The organism is Sorangium sp. So ce1036 (assembly GCF_051369805.1).
GTDB classification, from domain to species: Bacteria; Myxococcota_A; Polyangia; order Polyangiales; family Polyangiaceae; genus Sorangium; species Sorangium cellulosum_F.
This window is the reverse complement of the sequence record NZ_JBBMOX010000001.1, coordinates 8637362-8654416: the sequence shown is the minus strand read 5'-3', so window position 1 is coordinate 8654416 and position 17055 is coordinate 8637362. Positions and strand designations below refer to the sequence as shown.

Below are 17055 nucleotides of genomic sequence, written 5' to 3'. Positions count from 1 at the left end.
GGCGCGGCCTCGTGATCGCCCACGCGGCCTCGTGATCTCCCACGCGGCCTCGTGTCTCGCCGCCCGCGCTCGCCGCGCGGGGGGCGAGACGCGACGGAGCGTGGCGCTCAGGCCCGGGGGCGCCGGCGCGGGGGGGCCATGCCCGCGCCCCCGCCGCGGGCATCGGCCCGGCCGCCGCGCGGCGCGCCCCCGGCCTCGTCGTCGCGGCGGACCTGGACCTTGCGGCCCTTGAGGCGGGTGGCGCGCAGGGCCTGGATGACGCTGTCCGCCGCGCCGGCCGGGACCTCCACCATCGAGAAGCCGTCGGCGATCTCGATCGCGCCGATGTCGCGGGAGCTCAGCGCAGCCTCGTTCGCGATGGCGCCGACCAGATCGGCAGGACGGATGCCGGCCGCGCGCCCCGCGCCGATGTAGAGGCGCGCGATGTCGCCGCCGCCTTCGCGGCGGCCGTCGCGCCGAGCAGGGCTGCGCGGCTCGCCGGCGCGGCCGTGCGGCCCCGGCGCGTGGCGCCGCGCGGGGGGGCGCTCCGGCGGGGGCGGCCAGACCGCCGGGATCTCCTGCTCCTCCTCGTCCCGGTCCCCCTCGGTCGCGTCGTGGGCGAGCTTCACCGCCGCCGCCGCGATATCCATCACGTCGAACTCGTCGGCCAGCCCCTCGACCACCACCCGGAAGCGCTCGGCGCCGCCCTCGAGCAGCGCCTCCCGGAGCGAGGCGCGCGTCAGCTCGAGGCGCCGGGCGCGCAGATCGGCGATCGTCGGGAGGGTGGCCGCCTCGATGCGCTGGCCCGTGAGCCGCTCGACGTTGCGGAGCATGCGGTGCTCGCGCGGCTCCAGGAGCGTGATGGCCGCGCCCTCGCGGCCGGCGCGCCCCGTGCGGCCGATGCGGTGCACGTACACCTCGGGGGCGCAGGGGACGTCGTAGTTGATGACGTGCGAGACGTGCTCGATGTCGAGCCCTCGCGCCGCGACGTCGGTGGCGACGAGCAGGTCGGCCGTGCCGGAGCGGAACCGGCCCATCACGCGATCCCGGTGCTCCTGCGAGAGCCCGCCGTGGAGCGCCTGGGCCTCGTAGCCGCGGGCGCGCAGCGCCTCCGACAGCTCGTCGACCTCGTTGCGCGTGCGACAGAAGATGATGGCCGAGCTCGGATCCTCCATGTCGAGCACCCGGGTCAGCGCCGCGGGCTTGTGCGCGCGCGGCACGATGTAGGCCGTCTGGCGGACGCGCGGGAGCTCGCCCGGGGCCGCCTCCTCGCCGGCGATCTTGACGCGCACCGGCTCGCGCAGGTGCCGGCCGGCGATCCCGGCGATCCGCGGGGGCAGCGTCGCGGAGAAGAGCACGGTCTGCCGCGCGCCCGGCGTGGCCGAGAGGATGGCCTCCAGCGCCTCGGCGAAGCCCATGTCGAGCATCTCGTCGGCCTCGTCGAGCACGACCGTGCGGATGCCGTCGAGCAGGAGCGTCCCGCGGCCGATGTGATCGAGCGCGCGGCCGGGCGTCGCCACGACGACGTGGACCCCGCGGCGCAGCGCGCGCAGCTGCTGCCCGAACGGCTGGCCGCCGTACACGGACAGCACCTGCACGCCCAGCCGGCGGCCGTAGCGGTGCACCGCCTCGGCCACCTGCATGGCGAGCTCTCGGGTCGGCACGAGCACCAGGGCCGCGGGGCGGCCCGGCGGCTCGCCGCCGATCTCGAGCCGCTGGAGGAGCGGCAGCGCGAACGCCGCCGTCTTTCCGGTGCCCGTGGCGGCCTGCCCGAGCAGATCGCGCCCGGCCAGGAGGTGCGGGAGCGCCTCGCGCTGGATGGGCGTGGGCTCCTCGTAGCCGAGCTCGGCGAGCGCGCCGAGGAGGGCAGGCGCGAGGCCGAACGCGGCGAAGCCGGCAGGCGAGGCGGTCGGTTCCACGGCGACTCCGCGTGTCATGGGTGCGCGCGGGCAGGATCGCAATCCGCCCGGCCCGGGAAGCGCGCAGGGTTCCGGCGGGTCGGTGGTCCCGCGCCATCGAGCACGCCAGTCGGGCTCTGCACGCCAGTCGGGCTCTGCGAGCATCGAGCGCGTCAGCCGGGCGCGGTGGCCGTCGAGCGGGTCAACCGAGCTCCGCGGCGAGCGCGCGATACCGGTCCGGGAGGCGCGTGACGTCCACCTGGCCGAGCAGCGCGCGGGCGCCCTCGCGCGCCCGCGGGTTGTCCTCGGGGGCGCGGCGCACGGCCTCGAGGTGGAGCTCCAGGGCCCGCAGCCGCTCTGCGGCCGCCTGCGCGCCCCGGCCCTGGGCCTCGAGGATCGCGGCCTGCTCCGCGCAGAGCGCCGCGTAGGCGCCGATCTTCTCGTGGTCGCCGAGCAGCGTGGCCGCCCCCGCGGCGTCGACCCGGTCGAGCATGTCCCGCATCGGACCGAAGAGCCCATCCGCGGTCTCGCGTAGCACCCGGTGGGCCTCGGCCAGCTCGCCGGCGCGCCGGAGCCCGGCGATCCGGCCGATGGCCTCGGCGAGCTGCTCGATCATGCGGAGAATGTAATCGCGCTGTCTCAGCGACATGGGGTCTCCTCGATGTGGGTGTGGCCCGGGCGCCGCGAGGCGCGGCGGCCCTGGGGCCGTGGCCCGCGCGCACCCTGGCCCGCGACAGGATGTCGTGCCGGAGCGCCGGAGCGCCAGAGCGCCGGACCGAGAGATACCGCGGGCGTCCCCGCCGTGCACCAGGCCAGCACGGGTGTCGCGCCGACATCCACGTTGTGGGCGCGACACCTCTCGTGCGACGCTCGAGTCCGCCATGGCCAAGGTCACCGCCCTTCACATGGACACGATCACGCAGAAGTCGGGCCACCAGATGACCGGCATGGCCGTCAGCGTGTGCTTGACGCCCGCAGCGCCGAGCCCGGTGCCGATCCCGTACCCGACGATGGGCACCGTGGCCGAGGGGATCATCGATCCGTGCATGCGGACCAAGATCGAAGGGGCGAAGATCCTCACGGTCGGCGGCTGCATGAAGGCCTGTCACGGCAACGAGCCGGGCACGCTCAAGGAGGTCGTCAGTCTCAACACGGGGGGGCCGTGCTTCCCCTGGCTGGGCGCGCCCAACGTCTTCATCGAGCTCGGCATGGCGGGCATCACCGGCAGCATGGGCCAGATGAACAAGAGCATCACCGTCGGCGCCGGGGCGAGCGCGAGCGGCGCCTCCGGGGGCGGCGGCGGCGGCGGCGGTGCCGGCGGCGGCGCCGGCGGCCCGGGCGGCGGCGGTCCGCAGGGCCCGAGCAACGGCGGCGGGGGCGGCGGTGGCAGCAGCCAGGGCGCGGGCCCGCCGAGCCCACCCGCGCCGCCGGGGGCGGATGGCCAGGCGTCCGCCGGGCATCCGATCGACGTCGTGACGGGTGCCATGTACACGAACCCGGTCGCGGACCTGGAGCTGCCAGGGCCCCTGGTCGTGACCCTGGAGCGCAGCTACTCGACCGCGGCGGTGCGGCACCGCTGCGGCATGGGGTGGGGGTGGTCGCACGATTTCGCCTGGAGCGCTCGGCGCCGCGGCGACGCGCTCGAGCTCACCGCGCCGGGCGGCCGCGCCCAGGCGCTCGCCTGGCCCGCGCAGGATCAGGTCCTGCTCCTGCCGTTCGGGGTCCGCGTCTCCGCCGTCGGGGAGGATCTCCTCGTCGAGGCGGACGACGGCCTCGTGCGGGTGCTGCGCCGCGCCGCCCCGGAGGACCGCCTCGCGCTCGTCGAGATCCGCGACGCGTTCGGGAACAAGGCCAGCCTGGAATGGCGAGGCGACGAGCTCACGGGCATCGTCGATGCCGTCGGGCGGCGCGCCCGGCTCGAGCGCCAGGGGCGCTTCTCCTTCTGGGAGGTGACGGCGACCGACGAGCAGGGCACCCCGCACACCCGCCGCGCCGTGACCTACGAGGTCGACGGCGCGGGCGACCTCGTGCGGGTCATCGACGCGGGCGGCGCCGAGGTCCGGTACGAATACGACGAGGAGCACTACCTCGTCCGGGAGAGCTTGCCCGACGGGCTCACCTACCACTTCAGGTACGAGGCGATCGACGGCATCAAGCGGTGCGTCGAGACCTGGGGCGAGATCGCCGGCCGCGACGTGCTCGCGGAGCTCGGCGCGCCCCGCCTCCCGGGCGCCCGGGGCGTCCACCACACCCGGCTGTCGTATGACCTTGCCGGGCGCAGGACCGTCGTGATCGACGGCGAGGGCGGGACCCACACGTACACGGGCAACGCGCTCGGCCTCGTGACGTCCTACGTCGATCCGCGCGGCCACGCGCGCACCTACACGTACGACACGGTCGGCAGGCTGCTCTCGAGCCGCGACGGCGGCGGGCGGACCACGCGGTGGTCGTACAACGCCGCGGGGCACCTCGCGAGCGTCACCGAGCCCGACGGCGCCACCTGGCGCGACGCCATCGACGAGGAGGCGCAGGCGATCGTCCGCACGCGCCCCGACGGGAAGAAGACCCGCACCACATACCGGCGGGGCATCCCCACCGGGAGCATCGACTGGCGCGGCCGCGAGCACGCCCTCGAGTGGGACGCGCGCGGCCTCGTGCGCGCGTCGACCGGGCCGGACGGCGCCGAGCTCACGTACGACTACGACGCGCACGGCAACCCGCTCCGGGTCGAGACGCCGTCCGGCGACGCCTACGCGTACGTCTTCGACCTGTTCGGGTGCCCCGTCGAGGCGCGCACCCCGAAGGGCGGCGTCTACCGGTTTGCGTACGACTCGCGCTTCGCGCTGGTGCGCCTTGAGGAGCCGAACGGCAACGTCCTGGAGCTGGAGATCGACGCGAGCCGCCGCGTCATCGCGCGCTCCGACGCGAGCGGGATCACGCGCTACCGCTATGTCGCCGGCGCGCTCGTGGAGGTGGTGCGCCCGGACGGCCGGCGATTCCGGCTCGGCTACGATGCGCTCCTGCGGCTCCGCTGGATCGAGAACGCCGCGGGCGAGCGGTATGCGCGCGAGTACGACGGCAGCGGCAACCTCTCCCGCGAGACCTCGTTCGGCGGCGCGACCACGGCGTACGAGTACGACGGCTCGAACCACCTCGTCCGGACGACCCACGCCGACGGCGCGTGGGTGCGCTACGAGCGCGACGGGGCCGGCCGCGTCACGAAGCTCGAGACCTCGGGCGGGCTCGTGGAGGAGCTCCAGTACGACGCGCTCGGACACCTCACGCGCGCGCGCAACGCCGACGTGATGATCACGTTCGAGCGCGACGACGACGGCCGGGTCGTCCGGGAGGTCCAGGAGACCGCCGGGTTCGCGTTCGCCGTATCCCGCCGGTTCGACGACGCGGGCCGCGTGCTCGACCGCCGCTATGCGACGGGGTGGTCCGTCGGGGTGCAGCGGCGCGAGGAAGACGGCGCGCCGGCGTCCATCGAGGTCGCGGCCGCGGAGGCGGACGGGCTCGCCTTCACGCGCGACGCGCGCGGCGAGGCGCGGCGGAGGCGGCGCGACGGGACGCGCGAGCTCGTCTGGTCGCGCGACGCGCAGGGCCTCCCGGAGCGTGTCGCCATCCTGGACGAGCGCGGCGAGCCGGTCAGGGAGCGCGCGTGGACGTGGAGCCGGGTGGGGCCGGTCGCGGCGGTCCGGGACAGCGAGCGCGGCGCGCGCCACTACGACCTCGACGTCGAGGGTCGGCCGCTCCGCCTCCACGGCCTCGGCGCCGACGAGCAGTTCACGTACGCACCCCAGGGGACCCCGGTCCCGTCGCGCGGCCCCGCGTGGTCGATCGGCGGCGACGGCCGCCCCCTGCGCGCGGCCGGCGCCGAGCTCCAGTGGGACGCCCGCGGTCGCCTCGTGGGGAGCGTCGGCCCGGGGCCGCGGCAGACCTTTCGCTACCAGTACGACGACCGCGATCGCCTCGTCGCGGCGGTCCGCGGCGACGGCCTCGAGGTCCGTTACCTGTACGACCCGCTCGGCCGCTGCATCGCGCAGTCGCACGGGAACGGCGAGAGCACCTGGTTCGGCTGGGACGGCGAGAGCCTCGTCGAGGAGCGCCCGACGCGGGGGCCGTCGATCCAGCGCGTGTTCGACGACGACGGCTTCACACCGCTCCTCGAGGCGCGCGACGGCAAGGACTGGCGGATGGTCGTGACCGACGCGGCCTCGACCCCCTGGCTCTACCTGCACCGCGACGGCCGCGCGTCGGAGATCGAGCTCGGCGCCTTCGGCCGCGTCACGCACGCGACGGGGGATCCCGGCGCGCTCCGGTTCGCCGGGCAGCGCGCCGACGCGGCGACCGGCCTGCACTACAACCGCCACCGCTTCTACGATCCGACGACCCACGTCTTCCTGACCCCCGACCCGATCGGCCTCCTGGGCTCGCTGCAGGAGATCGGGTTCGTCCCCAACGTCACGGTCTTCATCGATCCCTCGGGGCTGACGACGATCGTCGTGGGCGCGCCGGCCGACCCGACCATCCAGCACCACGTCGCCCTGCTCCAGGCCCAGCACCCGGGCGCGCGCGTGCTCCGGTACGATCAGCTCACGCCGGGCAGCCTGGCACGAGAAGATCACCTCATCGTGTCGACGCACGGCGCGCCCAACCTGGTGGAGTGGGGCAACGGGTACATCGACGGCCGCCAGCTCGGCCAGCGGCTCACGGCGGCGGGGTTCCGCGGACAGAAGCGGGGGCGAAGGCGGCGCGTCGAGCTGTCCGCGTGCAACAGCGCGACCCCCGCGGCCGGCAACGGGCCGAGCGTGGCCCAGGCCGTCGCGGACGAGACCCGGGCGATCGCGAGCGGCGCGCGCTCGGCCAACCCGGCCGCGACCTACGCGGGCACGACGTCCGTGGGGCCAGGCGGCCACGCGTGGGGTCCCGGCATGATGGCGCCGAACTGGACGGGCGGCACGACGCCGTACGTGCATGATGGCACCTGGGTCGAGACGCGGCCCCGCCCGCAGAGAGGCCGCGGCCGGCGCCGGCGCTGAGCAGCCCGGAGCGAGGAGCGAGACGAGCTCGTGCGTTTCATCAACCCCTATCCATTCGGCCACCCGCCCCGGAACGAGGACCTCCAGCGCGCGCTCGCGGCGTCGTCCCGGGGCCAGATCGTCGACGGCGACGACCGCGTCTTGACCGAGCTGGACCGAGCGGCGCTGAAGGCCCTTGGACCGGCCCTCGAGATCCGTGAGGACAAGCCCTGCTTCGACGAGCGGTGCCGCGGGCCGCTCGGGCTGCCGCAGCTCGGGCTCCTCCTCTCCGGCGAGGCCGGCCCGGTCGGCCGTCTGGACCTGTACCCGGAGAACCGGTCGATCTACTGGCGCGGCCTCGACTGGAAGCAGTGGAGCGGCTGGTCCGAGCTCCGCGACGGCCGCGCGCTGCTCGAGCTGCTCGCCGCGCACGGCACCCCGGCGCCGCTCGAGGACGTGACGCGCTGGCATGGCGAGGAGGGCGAGCGCGCGCGGCGCGAATGGATCAAGGCGATCCCGCCGAACCTCAAGGGTCCCTGGTGCGCCTCGGCCGATCGCCTCCTGGACCCCTGGCACATGCTGGAGGCGGCAACGTGGGTCCGTCAGGCCGGCGCGAGCCTGCGCAAGGCCCGAGGGCTCCTGGAATGGTACGGCGCGGGCTCCGGGCCGTTCGCGCGGCGGCCCGATCACGAGCTGCTCCCGCGGCTCCTGCTCGGTCGCTTCCTCGGCGAGGACCTCCGGCGCGCGCTCCAGCCCCAGCCGAGCGACCCGGCGCTCGCGGGCGCTGGGCGCCACCTCCTCGACGCCGGGCCGCTCTCCCCGAGCGCCCGCGCCCAGCTCGTCGAGCCGCTCGACGCGCGGCTCCGCGAGGCGATCGTCGACGCGGTGCGCCGGCGCGCGTCCGGCGAGGACGCGGATCTGCTCCGCGCAAGGCTCTTCCCGGCGCCGTTCGTCCCGCCCGAGCCCACCACGCTGGTCGGCGCGTCGAGCACGCTGCACCTGCGCCGCCCGGTGGCCGCCGGCGACGCGGTGTACGCGGTGGATTTCCAGGACATCGTGCGCCTCGAAGGGGGCTCCCGGTCCGTCCTCGGCAAGCTCCTTGGCGACGCCGTCCTCGCGGTCCGGGACGGCCGGCTGCTCGTGGGCAAGGGCGGCGGCGTGCAGGAGCTCGACGCGTGTGGGAACGTCGTGGCCGTGCACCCGGCAGCGACACCCGAGCAGGCGGCCGCGGCGCGCGCTGTCGCGGCGGCGTGGTCCGCGCCGGCCGCGGCGCCGCTGCTGGGCGAGCCGCTCGGCCCCACACCCGACGAGCGCGAGGCGTTCGAGGCGCTCGCGCACCTCGGGCTCGGCGCCCCGCCCTCGGCGCGCGCCGTGGGGCGGGACCACCTCGAGGCGGGCGGGCGCGCGGTCGTCCGCCGCGGCGAGGTGGGCGCGCCGCCCCGGCGGATCGCGCTGCCCGGGCGCGCCGTGCTGCACGCCTCCTCCGCGTCGCACCTCGTGCTCGCGCTCGACGTCGGCGACGCGTGCCAGATCGCGTGGGTGGAGGAGGGCACCGACGCGCTGCGCCTGTCGCCGCCGCTCCGGATCGCCCCGCGCGCGCTCCGCTTCCTGCTCGCCACGGACGCCGCCGCGCTGCTCGGCGTCGACCTCGGCGCCGGCGAGGTCGTGCTGCGCGTCGGCCTCGAGCGCGGCGATGGCGGTCGGCCCGCGGGGCCATGAGCGCCTACGTCTCGCTGTTCGTCATGTCGCTCTCGGCGATCTTCTTCGTCGTGGACCCCATCGGCATCGTGCCGCTGTTCCTGACGATGACCGCGGGCGATCCGCCGGAGAAGGCGCGGCGCACCGCGCGCCGCGCGTGCGCCGTCGCCGGCGGGCTGATGCTCTTCTTCGCCCTCTGCGGCAACGTCCTCTTCAAGGTCTTCGGCGTCTCGCTGGGCGCGTTCCGCGTCGCGGGCGGCGTCCTGCTGCTCATCACGGCGCTCGACATGCTGCGCGCGCGCTCGTCCGCGACGCGCACCACCCCGTCCGAGGAGCAGGACGGCATCGCGAAGGAGGACGTGGCGCTGGTGCCGCTCGCCATGCCGCTCCTCGCCGGGCCGGGCGCCATCGCCACCGTGATGGTGCTCATGGCGCGCGCGGGCGACGACCTCGCGGCCATGGCGCTGGTGCTCGCCAGCGTGGCGATCACCTTCGCGGCGTCCTACTTCGTGCTGCGCGGCGCGGGGCTCGTCCAGCGGGCGCTCCGGGCGTCCGGCGTGGCCGTGCTCGAGCGCGTCATGGGCCTGATCCTGGCCGCCATCGCGGTGCAGTTCATCGCGGACGGGGTCAAGGAGCTCTGGCGGGGGTGACGCGGCCCCTCGCGCCGAGGCGCGCCATCGCGTAGGCGAGCCCGCTCTGGAGCGTGCTCTGCGTGGTGATCCGGCCGAAGTCGATCCCCAGCCCGATGAGGGTCTTGGCGATCGCCGGGCCGACGCCCACCATCACGCTCTGGCAGCCGAGGAGCTCGGCCGCCTGCACGGCGCGGATCAGGTGGCGCGCCACCGCGGCGTCGATGACCGGCACGCCGGTGATGTCGAGGATCACGAACTCCGCGCTCCGCTGCCCGATGGCCCCGAGCAGGCTCTCCAGCGCCTGGGCGGCGCGCCGGTCGTTGATCTCCCCGACCAGGGGGATGAGCAAGATCCCCTCCCAGACCTGGATGACCGGCATCGCCACGCGATCGAGCAGCGCCGCCTGCGCGCTGATGATCGCGCGCTGCTCCCGGTTCTCCGCCTCCATCCGCTCGGCCAGGAGGTGGCGCCGCTTCAGCTCGGTGATGTCGGTGATGAGCCCGCACAGGCCGACCACGTCGCCCTGCGCGTTCCTCATCGGGAACTTGCGGGTCCAGATCGTGCGCGTCACCCCGTCCGCGCCCGTGGCGAGCTCCTCGTTCTCGTTCGGCTCACCGGAGCTGAAGACCACGTCGTCGTGGGCCCAGAACACGTCGGCCTGCTCCTTCGGCCAGTAATCCGGGTCGCTGCGGCCGATCAGGTCCTCGTAGCGCTGCCCGATGAGCCTGCAGAAGCCCTGGTTGCAGGCGATCCAGCGGTGCTGCCGGTCCTTGACGAAGATCGGATCCGGGATGGTGTCGATGACGAGCTGGATCAACTCGAACGTCGTCCAGTCCGAGACCTCGATGCATGGAAGAGTGAACGCCACGCCGCTGCCCGATCTCCCCCCCCGGTCGACACGCTCCAGCTTAGCCGGCATCTCCGGTGGTGTCCGCAAGGAGCGACGCTGCGGGCCGCGGGCCTGGAGGCCTGATGCGCGCTGGCGCACATCGCGGCGACGGGCGGGTGCCTCGGCTTCCTGGCTGCTCTCACATTTTCACGAGGGCGCCTGGTGAAGGGCGCGCGAGGTCGCGCGGCGAGCGGGGCGCGCGACCTCGCGCGCTCGACGACGTATCCGGCACGCGGTCCTCGGCGCGGTCGTCGTCGGCCCGGACGTGGCGCGCGGCGCTCGAGGTGACGCTCGATCTGTACGACGATCGTCCTCTCGGCACCGACATCGAGGCGCTGCAGACCACAGCCAGGAGACGCTGCCCGGCGCCACCGCGCTGCGAGCGAAACGCGAACAGGCCGGGAGCAGCCCGCGAGAAAACTATCGAGAGGCGAGGGCTCCATTCTCGACACTGGTTGCCCGGCTGATGTAGTCTGCGAGATTGGACATGGCTCAGCCCTGCAGCACGACCAGCACGCTCGACGACTTCCTCCTGCATTGTACGGACATGGTCTTCATCGCCAGCGAGGGCGGCGCGCTGCATCGCACGAGCAGCGCGCTCACGCGGGCGTTGAGCTCCGAGCTCCTCGATGCGGCCTCGCAAGCGGGGCTCGCCCCTCTGGTCTACGCTGACGACAGGCGCGCGTTCGACGAGGCGTGGGGGCGCCTCCGCGGCGCGGCAGAGCCCATGGTCCTCGATCTGCGGCTCAAGACGGCGGACGGCTCCTTCAAGTTCTTCCAGTGCACCGCGCGATGGGTGCCCGAGAAGGGAGAGGTTTATGGAACGCTCCGCGACGCGGAGGAGCGAATCCGGCACGACATACAGCTGAAGCTCTTCAAGGCGATCAACGACAATCTCCCCGTCTGCCTGTGGGCGATCGACACGCGAGGGGTCTTCGTCCTCCACGACGGCAAGGCGCTCGCGGCCGCCGGGCTCAAGCCGGGGCAGTTCCTCGGGCAGAATATGTTCGACATCTACCCGGAGGAGGGCACGAGGGAGCTGCGCAAGGCGCTCGCGGGGACGATGTCTTACTTCGTGAACGAGATCGACGGCGTCCACTGGGCGGCCTGGTATTTGCCCATCCAGAACGAGCGCGGCGACGTCACCCACGTCGCGGGGATCAGCCTCGACATCACGCCCGAGAAGCGCACCGAGCAGGAGCTCCGCGCGAAGCTCGATCTCATCCAGAGGCAGCAGCAGGTCATCCGCTCGCTGTCGACGCCGATCATCCAGGTGTGGGACCGCGTGCTCACGCTGCCTCTCGTCGGCATGTTCGACAGCGCGCGCGCCGCCGACGTGATGGAAGGGGTCCTCCGCGAGGTCGTCCGGACGCAGGCGCGCTACACCATCCTCGATCTCACCGGGATCGAGGCGATGGACACGGGGACGGCGGACCACCTCTTGAAGCTCGCCGGCGCCATAAGGCTCCTCGGCGCCGAGGCGATCATCACGGGCATCCACCCTGCCATCGCCCAGACCATCGTCGGGCTCGGCGTGGATCTCTCGTCGATCGAGACACGCTCGACGCTGCGGCAGGGGCTCGAGCACTGCATTCGCAGGATGAGCCGCGAGGCCAGTTGACGCGGCGTGACACCCCCTCGGCCGCCTGACTCGGGCCGGCTTGGTCCGGCGCTCTGACGCGGCACGACATCCCCGGCCGCCCGGCGCGAGGCCGCCGTCTCGAGGCGGACGGCGTGACAGGTGCGACGACGTCGCCGGAGGGCGCCGCACGGCGATGGATTCGCACGTTTGCCTCGACCCCCTCGACCTATCGACCTCACGTGTCATGCGCATGACATGAAGCCCTCATGAGGAGCTCATGAAGCGCCGATGTCGAAGCGTCGAAACCCGGGGACAGGCGCGAGCTGCGCTTGACCGAGCTCGTTTAAATAAGTATATTAACATATTGGGCCTTTGACGCGCGGGCACCCGACGAAAGGGGTGAGACTCATGAGCACGAACGGTGGTCGTTTCAGCAGCTTTCTGCGTCGTGTCTTGCCGGTTGCATCCATGCTCGCGCTCGCAGGCGCCGCCACCCTGTTGATCGCGCACCCCGCGGAGGGGACGAGCTCGAACGGCCTGCCACGGCTCGAGGCGCTGCAGGAGATCGAGCAGCTCGAGTACTGCTATGCGGCCGGGACCGACGCGATCGGCCGCGGGGATCTGGCGAAGGGCAAGCAGATCTACTCGGAGTGCTTCACGCCGAACGCCCCGGTCGTGATATGGGCGGCCGGCACCGACACGGACGATCCGCCGGCCGTCTCGGTGCCGAGCGCCGACGCCTGGGCGGACCTCATCGACGATCTGTTCGCGGACTCCGGCTATGTCAGCACGCAGCACCTGATCAGCAACATCCGTATCGACCTCCTCCCCGGCGGCAACAAGGCGAAGATCACCTCCTACCTGATCGCGACGCACGTCTACGACCCGCTGGGCAGCGTCCAGGTGGCGCACGGCACGTACGAGAACGAGGCCGTCTTGACGCCCTCGGGCTGGAAGCTCAGCAAGCGCACGTTCCAGACCCTCTCGTTCATGCGCGTCGACGCGCCCGCTCCCTGAGCTAGTCCCAGCGCTCGGACAGCACGGCCCTCATCCGGTCGATGCGCAGGGCTCGCTCCAGGGCGCGGCCCTCGAACGCGCTGAGCAGGGACGGGAGGGCCTGCCGGGCCAGGGCCAGGAGCGCGCGGCGGCGGACCTCGGCGTCGAGCCTGCCCTCGGTGAGGATCTGGCTGAAGGCGAGGGCGAGGATCGCCTCGTCACGGGTGAGCAGGCTGTACTCGTCCTGCTCGCCGAGGGCCTGGACCTCCGCCGCGTCCACGGCGTTCCAGCCTGCGTTGTCGACCTCCCAGCGCTCGAGCAGCGCGTCGAGGAGCTGGAGGGGGCTCGTCGTCGGGTGCTCGTCACGGAAGTCGCGGAACGCGGCGAGGGTCTCGTGCGCGGTCTCGTTGCCGAAGGGGGCGGTCTCCTCGGTGAGCGACCAGAAGAACGGGTCGGTGAGGGCAGCGACGGCCCGGGGGTGGCTGTCCTCGGGGGAGAGATCGGGCAGATCGGGCGCTTCGGTCATGGGGGATGGCTCTCCGTCGGGTGAGGCGGCCGCGCCGCGCGGCCACTCTACCTCGCCGGAGCGCAGGGCGCCCTCCGGCCCGGGGCCCCGGCTCCCGCCCGCGCCGGCGCCGGCGCCGCCAACCCCGGCGCAGCGACGGCCGCCGCGCGGCGCCGCCCGCCCAGCAGACCCGGCCACCCGCGGCCCGCAGGCGCGCGCCCGTGCCGACGGATTGACCATTGTCCAACGCGTTGGCGTCCTCTCTGACCTCCTGGACATCGGGGTTTACCCTGGAGGCATCTGGAGCTCAGCGCCAGCCGCCCTCCGGCCCGAGGGCCCGGCCTGCGCCGCCGAGCGCGAACGGATCAACGTCGGTCAACGAAAACACCACTCGTCGCAGGAGAGCGCCATCATGAAGGTAGCCATCTTGGTCGGTAGCGTGAGGATCGGGAGACAGTCGCACAAGATCGCCCACCACGTGGAGCGGAGGCTCCAGGAGAGGGGCATCGCGGTCGACCTGATCGACCTGGCCGCGGACCCGCTGCCGATCCTGGAGGAGCGCTCCGGTCGGGATCCGGAGCTCCAGGCGCGGGTCGAGCGCCTGAGCGCGCGCCTCCAGGCCGCGGACGCCCTGCTGCTCGTGACGCCGGAGTACCACGGCAGCTTCTCCGGCGTGCTGAAGAACGCGCTGGATTATTTCTGGGAGGAGTTCAACCGGAAGCCGATCGGCGTGGTCGCGGTCTCGGCGGGGAAGATGGGAGGCATCAACGCCTCGACCCAGCTCCAGCACGTGATCCTGAGCCTGGGGGCCTTCCCGCTGCCCACGAAGCTGCTCGTCCCGGAGGTCCAGAGCGTGTTCGACGAGTCGCTCCAGGTGAAGAGCGAGCCGGTCGCGAAGCTGACCACCCGGTTCCTGGAGGAGTTCCTGTGGTTCGCCCACGCCGTCGTCCAGGCGAAGCGAGCGACCCAGTCCTCCTGGCTGTCGGTCGCGTAGGCGCCCGCCGGCCGCGGCTCAGTGGCCCTTCTTTTCGCCGCCCATGAGCCGCTTCGCCGCGGTCACGACGCCCAGCACCACCGCGCCCGCCACGACGCCGACCACGGCGTCGGCCAGCGTCGGCACGACGGCGCCGAGCACCGGGCCGGCGCCGTGGGCCAGGCCCTCGATCCCGTGGTGCAGCGCCGGCACGCCGTGCGTCAGGATGCCGCCGCCGACCAGGAACATCGCCGCCGTGCCGGCGATCGACAGGCCCTTCATCAGCCAGGGCGCCGTCTTCAGGAGGCCGCGGCCCAGCGACCGCTGCAGCGAGCTGCTCTGCTGGCTCAGGTACAGGCCGGCGTCGTCGAGCTTCACGATGCCGGCGACGAGGCCGTAGACGCCCACCGTGATGATCACGGCGATGCCGCACAGCACCGCCACCTGGGTGCCGAACGACGCCCCCGCCACGGTGCCCAGGGTGATCGCCATGATCTCGGCCGACAGGATGAAGTCGGTGCGCACCGCGCCCTTGATCTTGTCCTTCTCGAACGCCACGAGGTCGATCTTCGGGTCGGTGACCGCCTGGACCAGCTCGGCGTGGTGCGCCTTGTCCTCCTCCTCGCTGTGCAGCAGCTTGTGGGCGAGCTTCTCGAAGCCCTCGTAACAGAGGAAGCCGCCGCCCACCATCAGCAGCGGGGTGACGGCCCAGGGCGCGAAGGCGCTGATCGCCAGCGCCGCCGGCACCAGCATGGCCTTGTTCAGCATCGAGCCCTTGGCCACCGCCAGCACGACGGGCAGCTCGCGATCGGCGGAAATCCCGGTCACCTGCTGGGCGTTCAGCGCCAGGTCGTCGCCCAGCACGCCGGCGGTCTTCTTGGTGGCCACCTTGGTCAGCACGGCCACGTCGTCCAGCAAGGTGGCGATGTCGTCGATCAGGGCGAGCAGGCTGCTTCCGGCCATGGAAAAGGTCCTCGTCGTCGGATGAATGGGGTCGATCGCGTCGCGGCGGCGCCGCCGGGCGGCGACCGTCGCGCCGGCATGGTAGCGGGCGGCGGGCTCGTCGGATCGAAGATCCTGGGCGCGCACGCCGATCGGCCGGGCGCGCGCGGCGCCCCCTCGACGAGGCCGGCGGCGCCGGGATTCGGAGGCGGGCAGGCTGGAGGGGGCGCGAGCAGGCGCGCAGGGGGGCTCCCCGAGCTTGCCCCCGCAGGCCGGTTTGCGGAGGGGCCGACGCGGCGGGCCGTCGGACCGTCGGAGGAGACGGCTACGGGAGCTCCCAGTGCTGCGCGTCTCCTCGGCACGCAGGCGCGCAGCCCTCGCCGTTCGGGTACGAGGTCCGGTACTCGGGGGTGAAGCTCCGCTCTCCGAGGACGGCGCCATCCCGCCGCGCCACGACGTCGACGCGCGCCGGCGTGCCGTGGATCGCGAGCAGCTGCGTGAACTGGCCAGGCACCGGGGTGCAGCTCTGGGAGACGGAGTCGCCGTCCCTCGTCTCCGTGCACGTGGTCACTGGATTGACCGAGACCATGACGGTCGGGCTGCACTGGACGAACACGCCGCCGCCGCCGGGCTGCGGCGTGTTCGTCCAGCCGTAGGCGCACGACACCTCGTCGCCGTCCACCGTGAGCTCCAGCGTGTACTCTCCCGCCGGCCAGCTCTTGTCCGCCGTCACGGCGGCGATGGTGAAGCTGTCGACGCAGCCCATCCCGGTGCATTGCTTCGCCGCGCAGCCAGACATGGCGGCGGTCATGGCGAGCCCGACGACGAGCGCGGCGGCCTCGCGCGCGCAGGAACCGAGTGGGACGAGGGAAAAAAGAGAACAAGCCATGGGGCATCCTCTCTCCAGCGGAGCGGCCGTGGATCGACACGCAGCCGTATCACGTCGCAACGGGCAGGTCACCTTGCCGGAGAGCGATTCTCGCCATGAATGCACGAATCAACCCGCTCACCGACATCACTCCCCCGAAGGGCTCCGGGGCGCTTCGGCACGCACGCACACCGCGGCGCTGGCGCTGCTGCGGGAAGGCGGGCCGAGGGGCGAACCGCCATGACGCCAAGGACGCCAAGAAACCAGGGAAGTAGAAGGGGAAAATCGAGGGACAACCCTTCCCCTCTCTCCTTGGCGTCGTTGGCGCCATGGCGGTTCTTCTGCTGATCCGGGGCAACTTCCCGCAGGAGTGCTAGTCGCCCCGATGCCGGTGGTAGTGAGCGGCCACCTTCATCCGGTTGCCGCAGAGATCCATGCTGCACCAGCGCCGGGCGTGGTTCTTCGAGGTGTCGTGGAAGTAGAGGACGCAGTCGGGGTTCCCGCAGCGCTTCACGAGCCCCGGATCCACGTCGCAGAGCAGGCCCGCGGCCGCCTCGGCGATGGGGCGGAGGAGCTGCGCCGGCTCGTCGATCCGCACATGGACCCGGCGCACGAACCCGCCGCGCGCCCGCACGACCTCGGTGTACCCCGCGTCGAGGCGGAGCGCCCGGTTGAGCGCGTCGAGCGCGCCCTGGCCTGACGCGCCGCGCTCGCGCGGCCGCTCGATCAGCGCGCGCAGCGCCGCCCGGAGCTCATGCGCCTGCTCCACGGCGCGCGCCCCCTCGCTCGACCCCTCCCACCGCTCGAGGACGCCCGCCGCGGCCGCGCGATCGAGGAAGCCCGCCTCCTCGGACCAGCCGACCAGGCTGCGCAGATCCGGGAGCAAGTCCACCCGGCCGCCGCGCTGCACCGGCTCGGTGTTGAGGAAATCGAGCGCCCGGTGATTGCCGAGCCAGAGAAAACGCGATGCGCTGCTAACCATCGACCACCCACTTGACTGGTTAGCATGGCGGCTGTATAACCGTCAAAGTCGGTTGACGGAGGTTAGTATGAGGCGCGAGGAGAGCGTGGA

At 73.1% G+C, this 17055-nt stretch carries 13 protein-coding genes; 6 read left to right on the top strand and 7 right to left on the bottom strand.

Annotation, left to right across the window (positions count from 1 at the left end; translation table 11 throughout):
- Nucleotides 1–107: 107 nt before the first annotated feature.
- A complete protein-coding gene (locus tag WMF31_RS32475; protein ID WP_436605659.1) occupies nt 108–1916 on the bottom strand; it encodes a DEAD/DEAH box helicase in 1809 nt (602 codons plus the stop codon).
- Between the two features lie 163 nt (nt 1917–2079).
- Nucleotides 2080–2526: a hypothetical protein gene (locus WMF31_RS32470; protein WP_436605658.1), complete on the bottom strand. Its 447-nt coding sequence runs from the start codon at nt 2524–2526 to the stop codon at nt 2080–2082.
- A gap of 232 nt (nt 2527–2758) precedes the next feature.
- Here WMF31_RS32470 and WMF31_RS32465 point away from each other — a divergent pair, with 232 nt between their 5' ends.
- The 3 genes from WMF31_RS32465 to WMF31_RS32455 are packed head-to-tail and all read left to right on the top strand — an operon-like array spanning nt 2759 to nt 9246.
- Nucleotides 2759–6919 carry a PAAR-like domain-containing protein gene (locus tag WMF31_RS32465; RefSeq protein WP_436605657.1) on the top strand — a complete coding sequence of 1387 codons (4161 nt, stop codon included), beginning with the start codon at nt 2759–2761 and terminating at the stop codon, nt 6917–6919.
- A gap of 30 nt (nt 6920–6949) precedes the next feature.
- Nucleotides 6950–8617 carry a hypothetical protein gene (locus WMF31_RS32460; protein ID WP_436605656.1) on the top strand — a complete coding sequence of 556 codons (1668 nt, stop codon included), beginning with the start codon at nt 6950–6952 and terminating at the stop codon, nt 8615–8617.
- Nucleotides 8614–9246: a MarC family protein gene (locus WMF31_RS32455; RefSeq protein ID WP_436605655.1), complete on the top strand. Its 633-nt coding sequence runs from the start codon at nt 8614–8616 to the stop codon at nt 9244–9246. The genes WMF31_RS32460 and WMF31_RS32455 overlap by 4 nt, the downstream gene beginning before the upstream one ends.
- Here the strand turns inward: WMF31_RS32455 and WMF31_RS32450 are convergent.
- The gene (locus WMF31_RS32450) at nt 9224–10096 is read right to left on the bottom strand and encodes a PAS domain-containing protein (protein WP_436605654.1); all 873 of its coding nucleotides are present in this window, start codon (nt 10094–10096) and stop codon (nt 9224–9226) included. The two genes, WMF31_RS32455 and WMF31_RS32450, sit on opposite strands and share 23 nt — an antisense overlap.
- A gap of 508 nt (nt 10097–10604) precedes the next feature.
- Between WMF31_RS32450 and WMF31_RS32445 the strand changes: the two genes are divergently transcribed.
- Both WMF31_RS32445 and WMF31_RS32440 read left to right on the top strand, forming a co-directional pair.
- Nucleotides 10605–11738 (top strand): STAS domain-containing protein, encoded by a 1134-nt coding sequence (locus WMF31_RS32445; protein ID WP_436605653.1) that lies wholly within the window; start codon nt 10605–10607, stop codon nt 11736–11738.
- Between the two features lie 369 nt (nt 11739–12107).
- The gene (locus tag WMF31_RS32440; RefSeq protein WP_436605652.1) at nt 12108–12716 is read left to right on the top strand and encodes a nuclear transport factor 2 family protein; all 609 of its coding nucleotides are present in this window, start codon (nt 12108–12110) and stop codon (nt 12714–12716) included.
- 1 nt (nt 12717) lies between these two features.
- Here the strand turns inward: WMF31_RS32440 and WMF31_RS32435 are convergent, their stop codons facing one another.
- Complete coding sequence (locus WMF31_RS32435) at nt 12718–13221, bottom strand: hypothetical protein (protein ID WP_436605651.1); 504 nt, start codon at nt 13219–13221, stop codon at nt 12718–12720.
- Between the two features lie 391 nt (nt 13222–13612).
- Here WMF31_RS32435 and WMF31_RS32430 point away from each other — a divergent pair, with 391 nt between their 5' ends.
- Nucleotides 13613–14194, top strand: coding sequence for an NADPH-dependent FMN reductase (locus WMF31_RS32430; protein ID WP_436605650.1), 582 nt, complete (start codon nt 13613–13615; stop codon nt 14192–14194).
- A gap of 18 nt (nt 14195–14212) precedes the next feature.
- On the opposite strand, the gene WMF31_RS32425 is transcribed toward WMF31_RS32430, so the two are convergent.
- The 3 genes from WMF31_RS32425 to WMF31_RS32415 form a co-directional block, all read right to left on the bottom strand.
- The gene (locus tag WMF31_RS32425; protein WP_436606626.1) at nt 14213–15136 is read right to left on the bottom strand and encodes a DUF808 domain-containing protein; all 924 of its coding nucleotides are present in this window, start codon (nt 15134–15136) and stop codon (nt 14213–14215) included.
- Nucleotides 15137–15440: 304 nt separating this feature from the next.
- A complete protein-coding gene (locus tag WMF31_RS32420) occupies nt 15441–16004 on the bottom strand; it encodes a hypothetical protein (protein WP_436605649.1) in 564 nt (187 codons plus the stop codon).
- A 352-nt stretch (nt 16005–16356) separates the two neighbouring features.
- Entirely contained in the window at nt 16357–16965 is a 609-nt protein-coding gene (locus WMF31_RS32415; protein ID WP_436605648.1) for a CGNR zinc finger domain-containing protein, read from the bottom strand.
- Nucleotides 16966–17055: the final 90 nt, after the last annotated feature.

Coding starts and splice junctions, on each gene's coding strand:
- WMF31_RS32465 (WP_436605657.1), top strand. CDS start 2,759: ATGGCCAAGGTCACCGCCCTTCACATGGACACGATCACGCAGAAGTCG.
- WMF31_RS32440 (WP_436605652.1), top strand. CDS start 12,108: ATGAGCACGAACGGTGGTCGTTTCAGCAGCTTTCTGCGTCGTGTCTTG.
- WMF31_RS32475 (WP_436605659.1), bottom strand. CDS start 1,916: ATGACACGCGGAGTCGCCGTGGAACCGACCGCCTCGCCTGCCGGCTTC.
- WMF31_RS32470 (WP_436605658.1), bottom strand. CDS start 2,526: ATGTCGCTGAGACAGCGCGATTACATTCTCCGCATGATCGAGCAGCTC.
- WMF31_RS32430 (WP_436605650.1), top strand. CDS start 13,613: ATGAAGGTAGCCATCTTGGTCGGTAGCGTGAGGATCGGGAGACAGTCG.
- WMF31_RS32435 (WP_436605651.1), bottom strand. CDS start 13,221: ATGACCGAAGCGCCCGATCTGCCCGATCTCTCCCCCGAGGACAGCCAC.
- WMF31_RS32415 (WP_436605648.1), bottom strand. CDS start 16,965: ATGGTTAGCAGCGCATCGCGTTTTCTCTGGCTCGGCAATCACCGGGCG.
- WMF31_RS32455 (WP_436605655.1), top strand. CDS start 8,614: ATGAGCGCCTACGTCTCGCTGTTCGTCATGTCGCTCTCGGCGATCTTC.
- WMF31_RS32445 (WP_436605653.1), top strand. CDS start 10,605: ATGGCTCAGCCCTGCAGCACGACCAGCACGCTCGACGACTTCCTCCTG.
- WMF31_RS32425 (WP_436606626.1), bottom strand. CDS start 15,136: ATGGCCGGAAGCAGCCTGCTCGCCCTGATCGACGACATCGCCACCTTG.
- WMF31_RS32420 (WP_436605649.1), bottom strand. CDS start 16,004: ATGGCTTGTTCTCTTTTTTCCCTCGTCCCACTCGGTTCCTGCGCGCGC.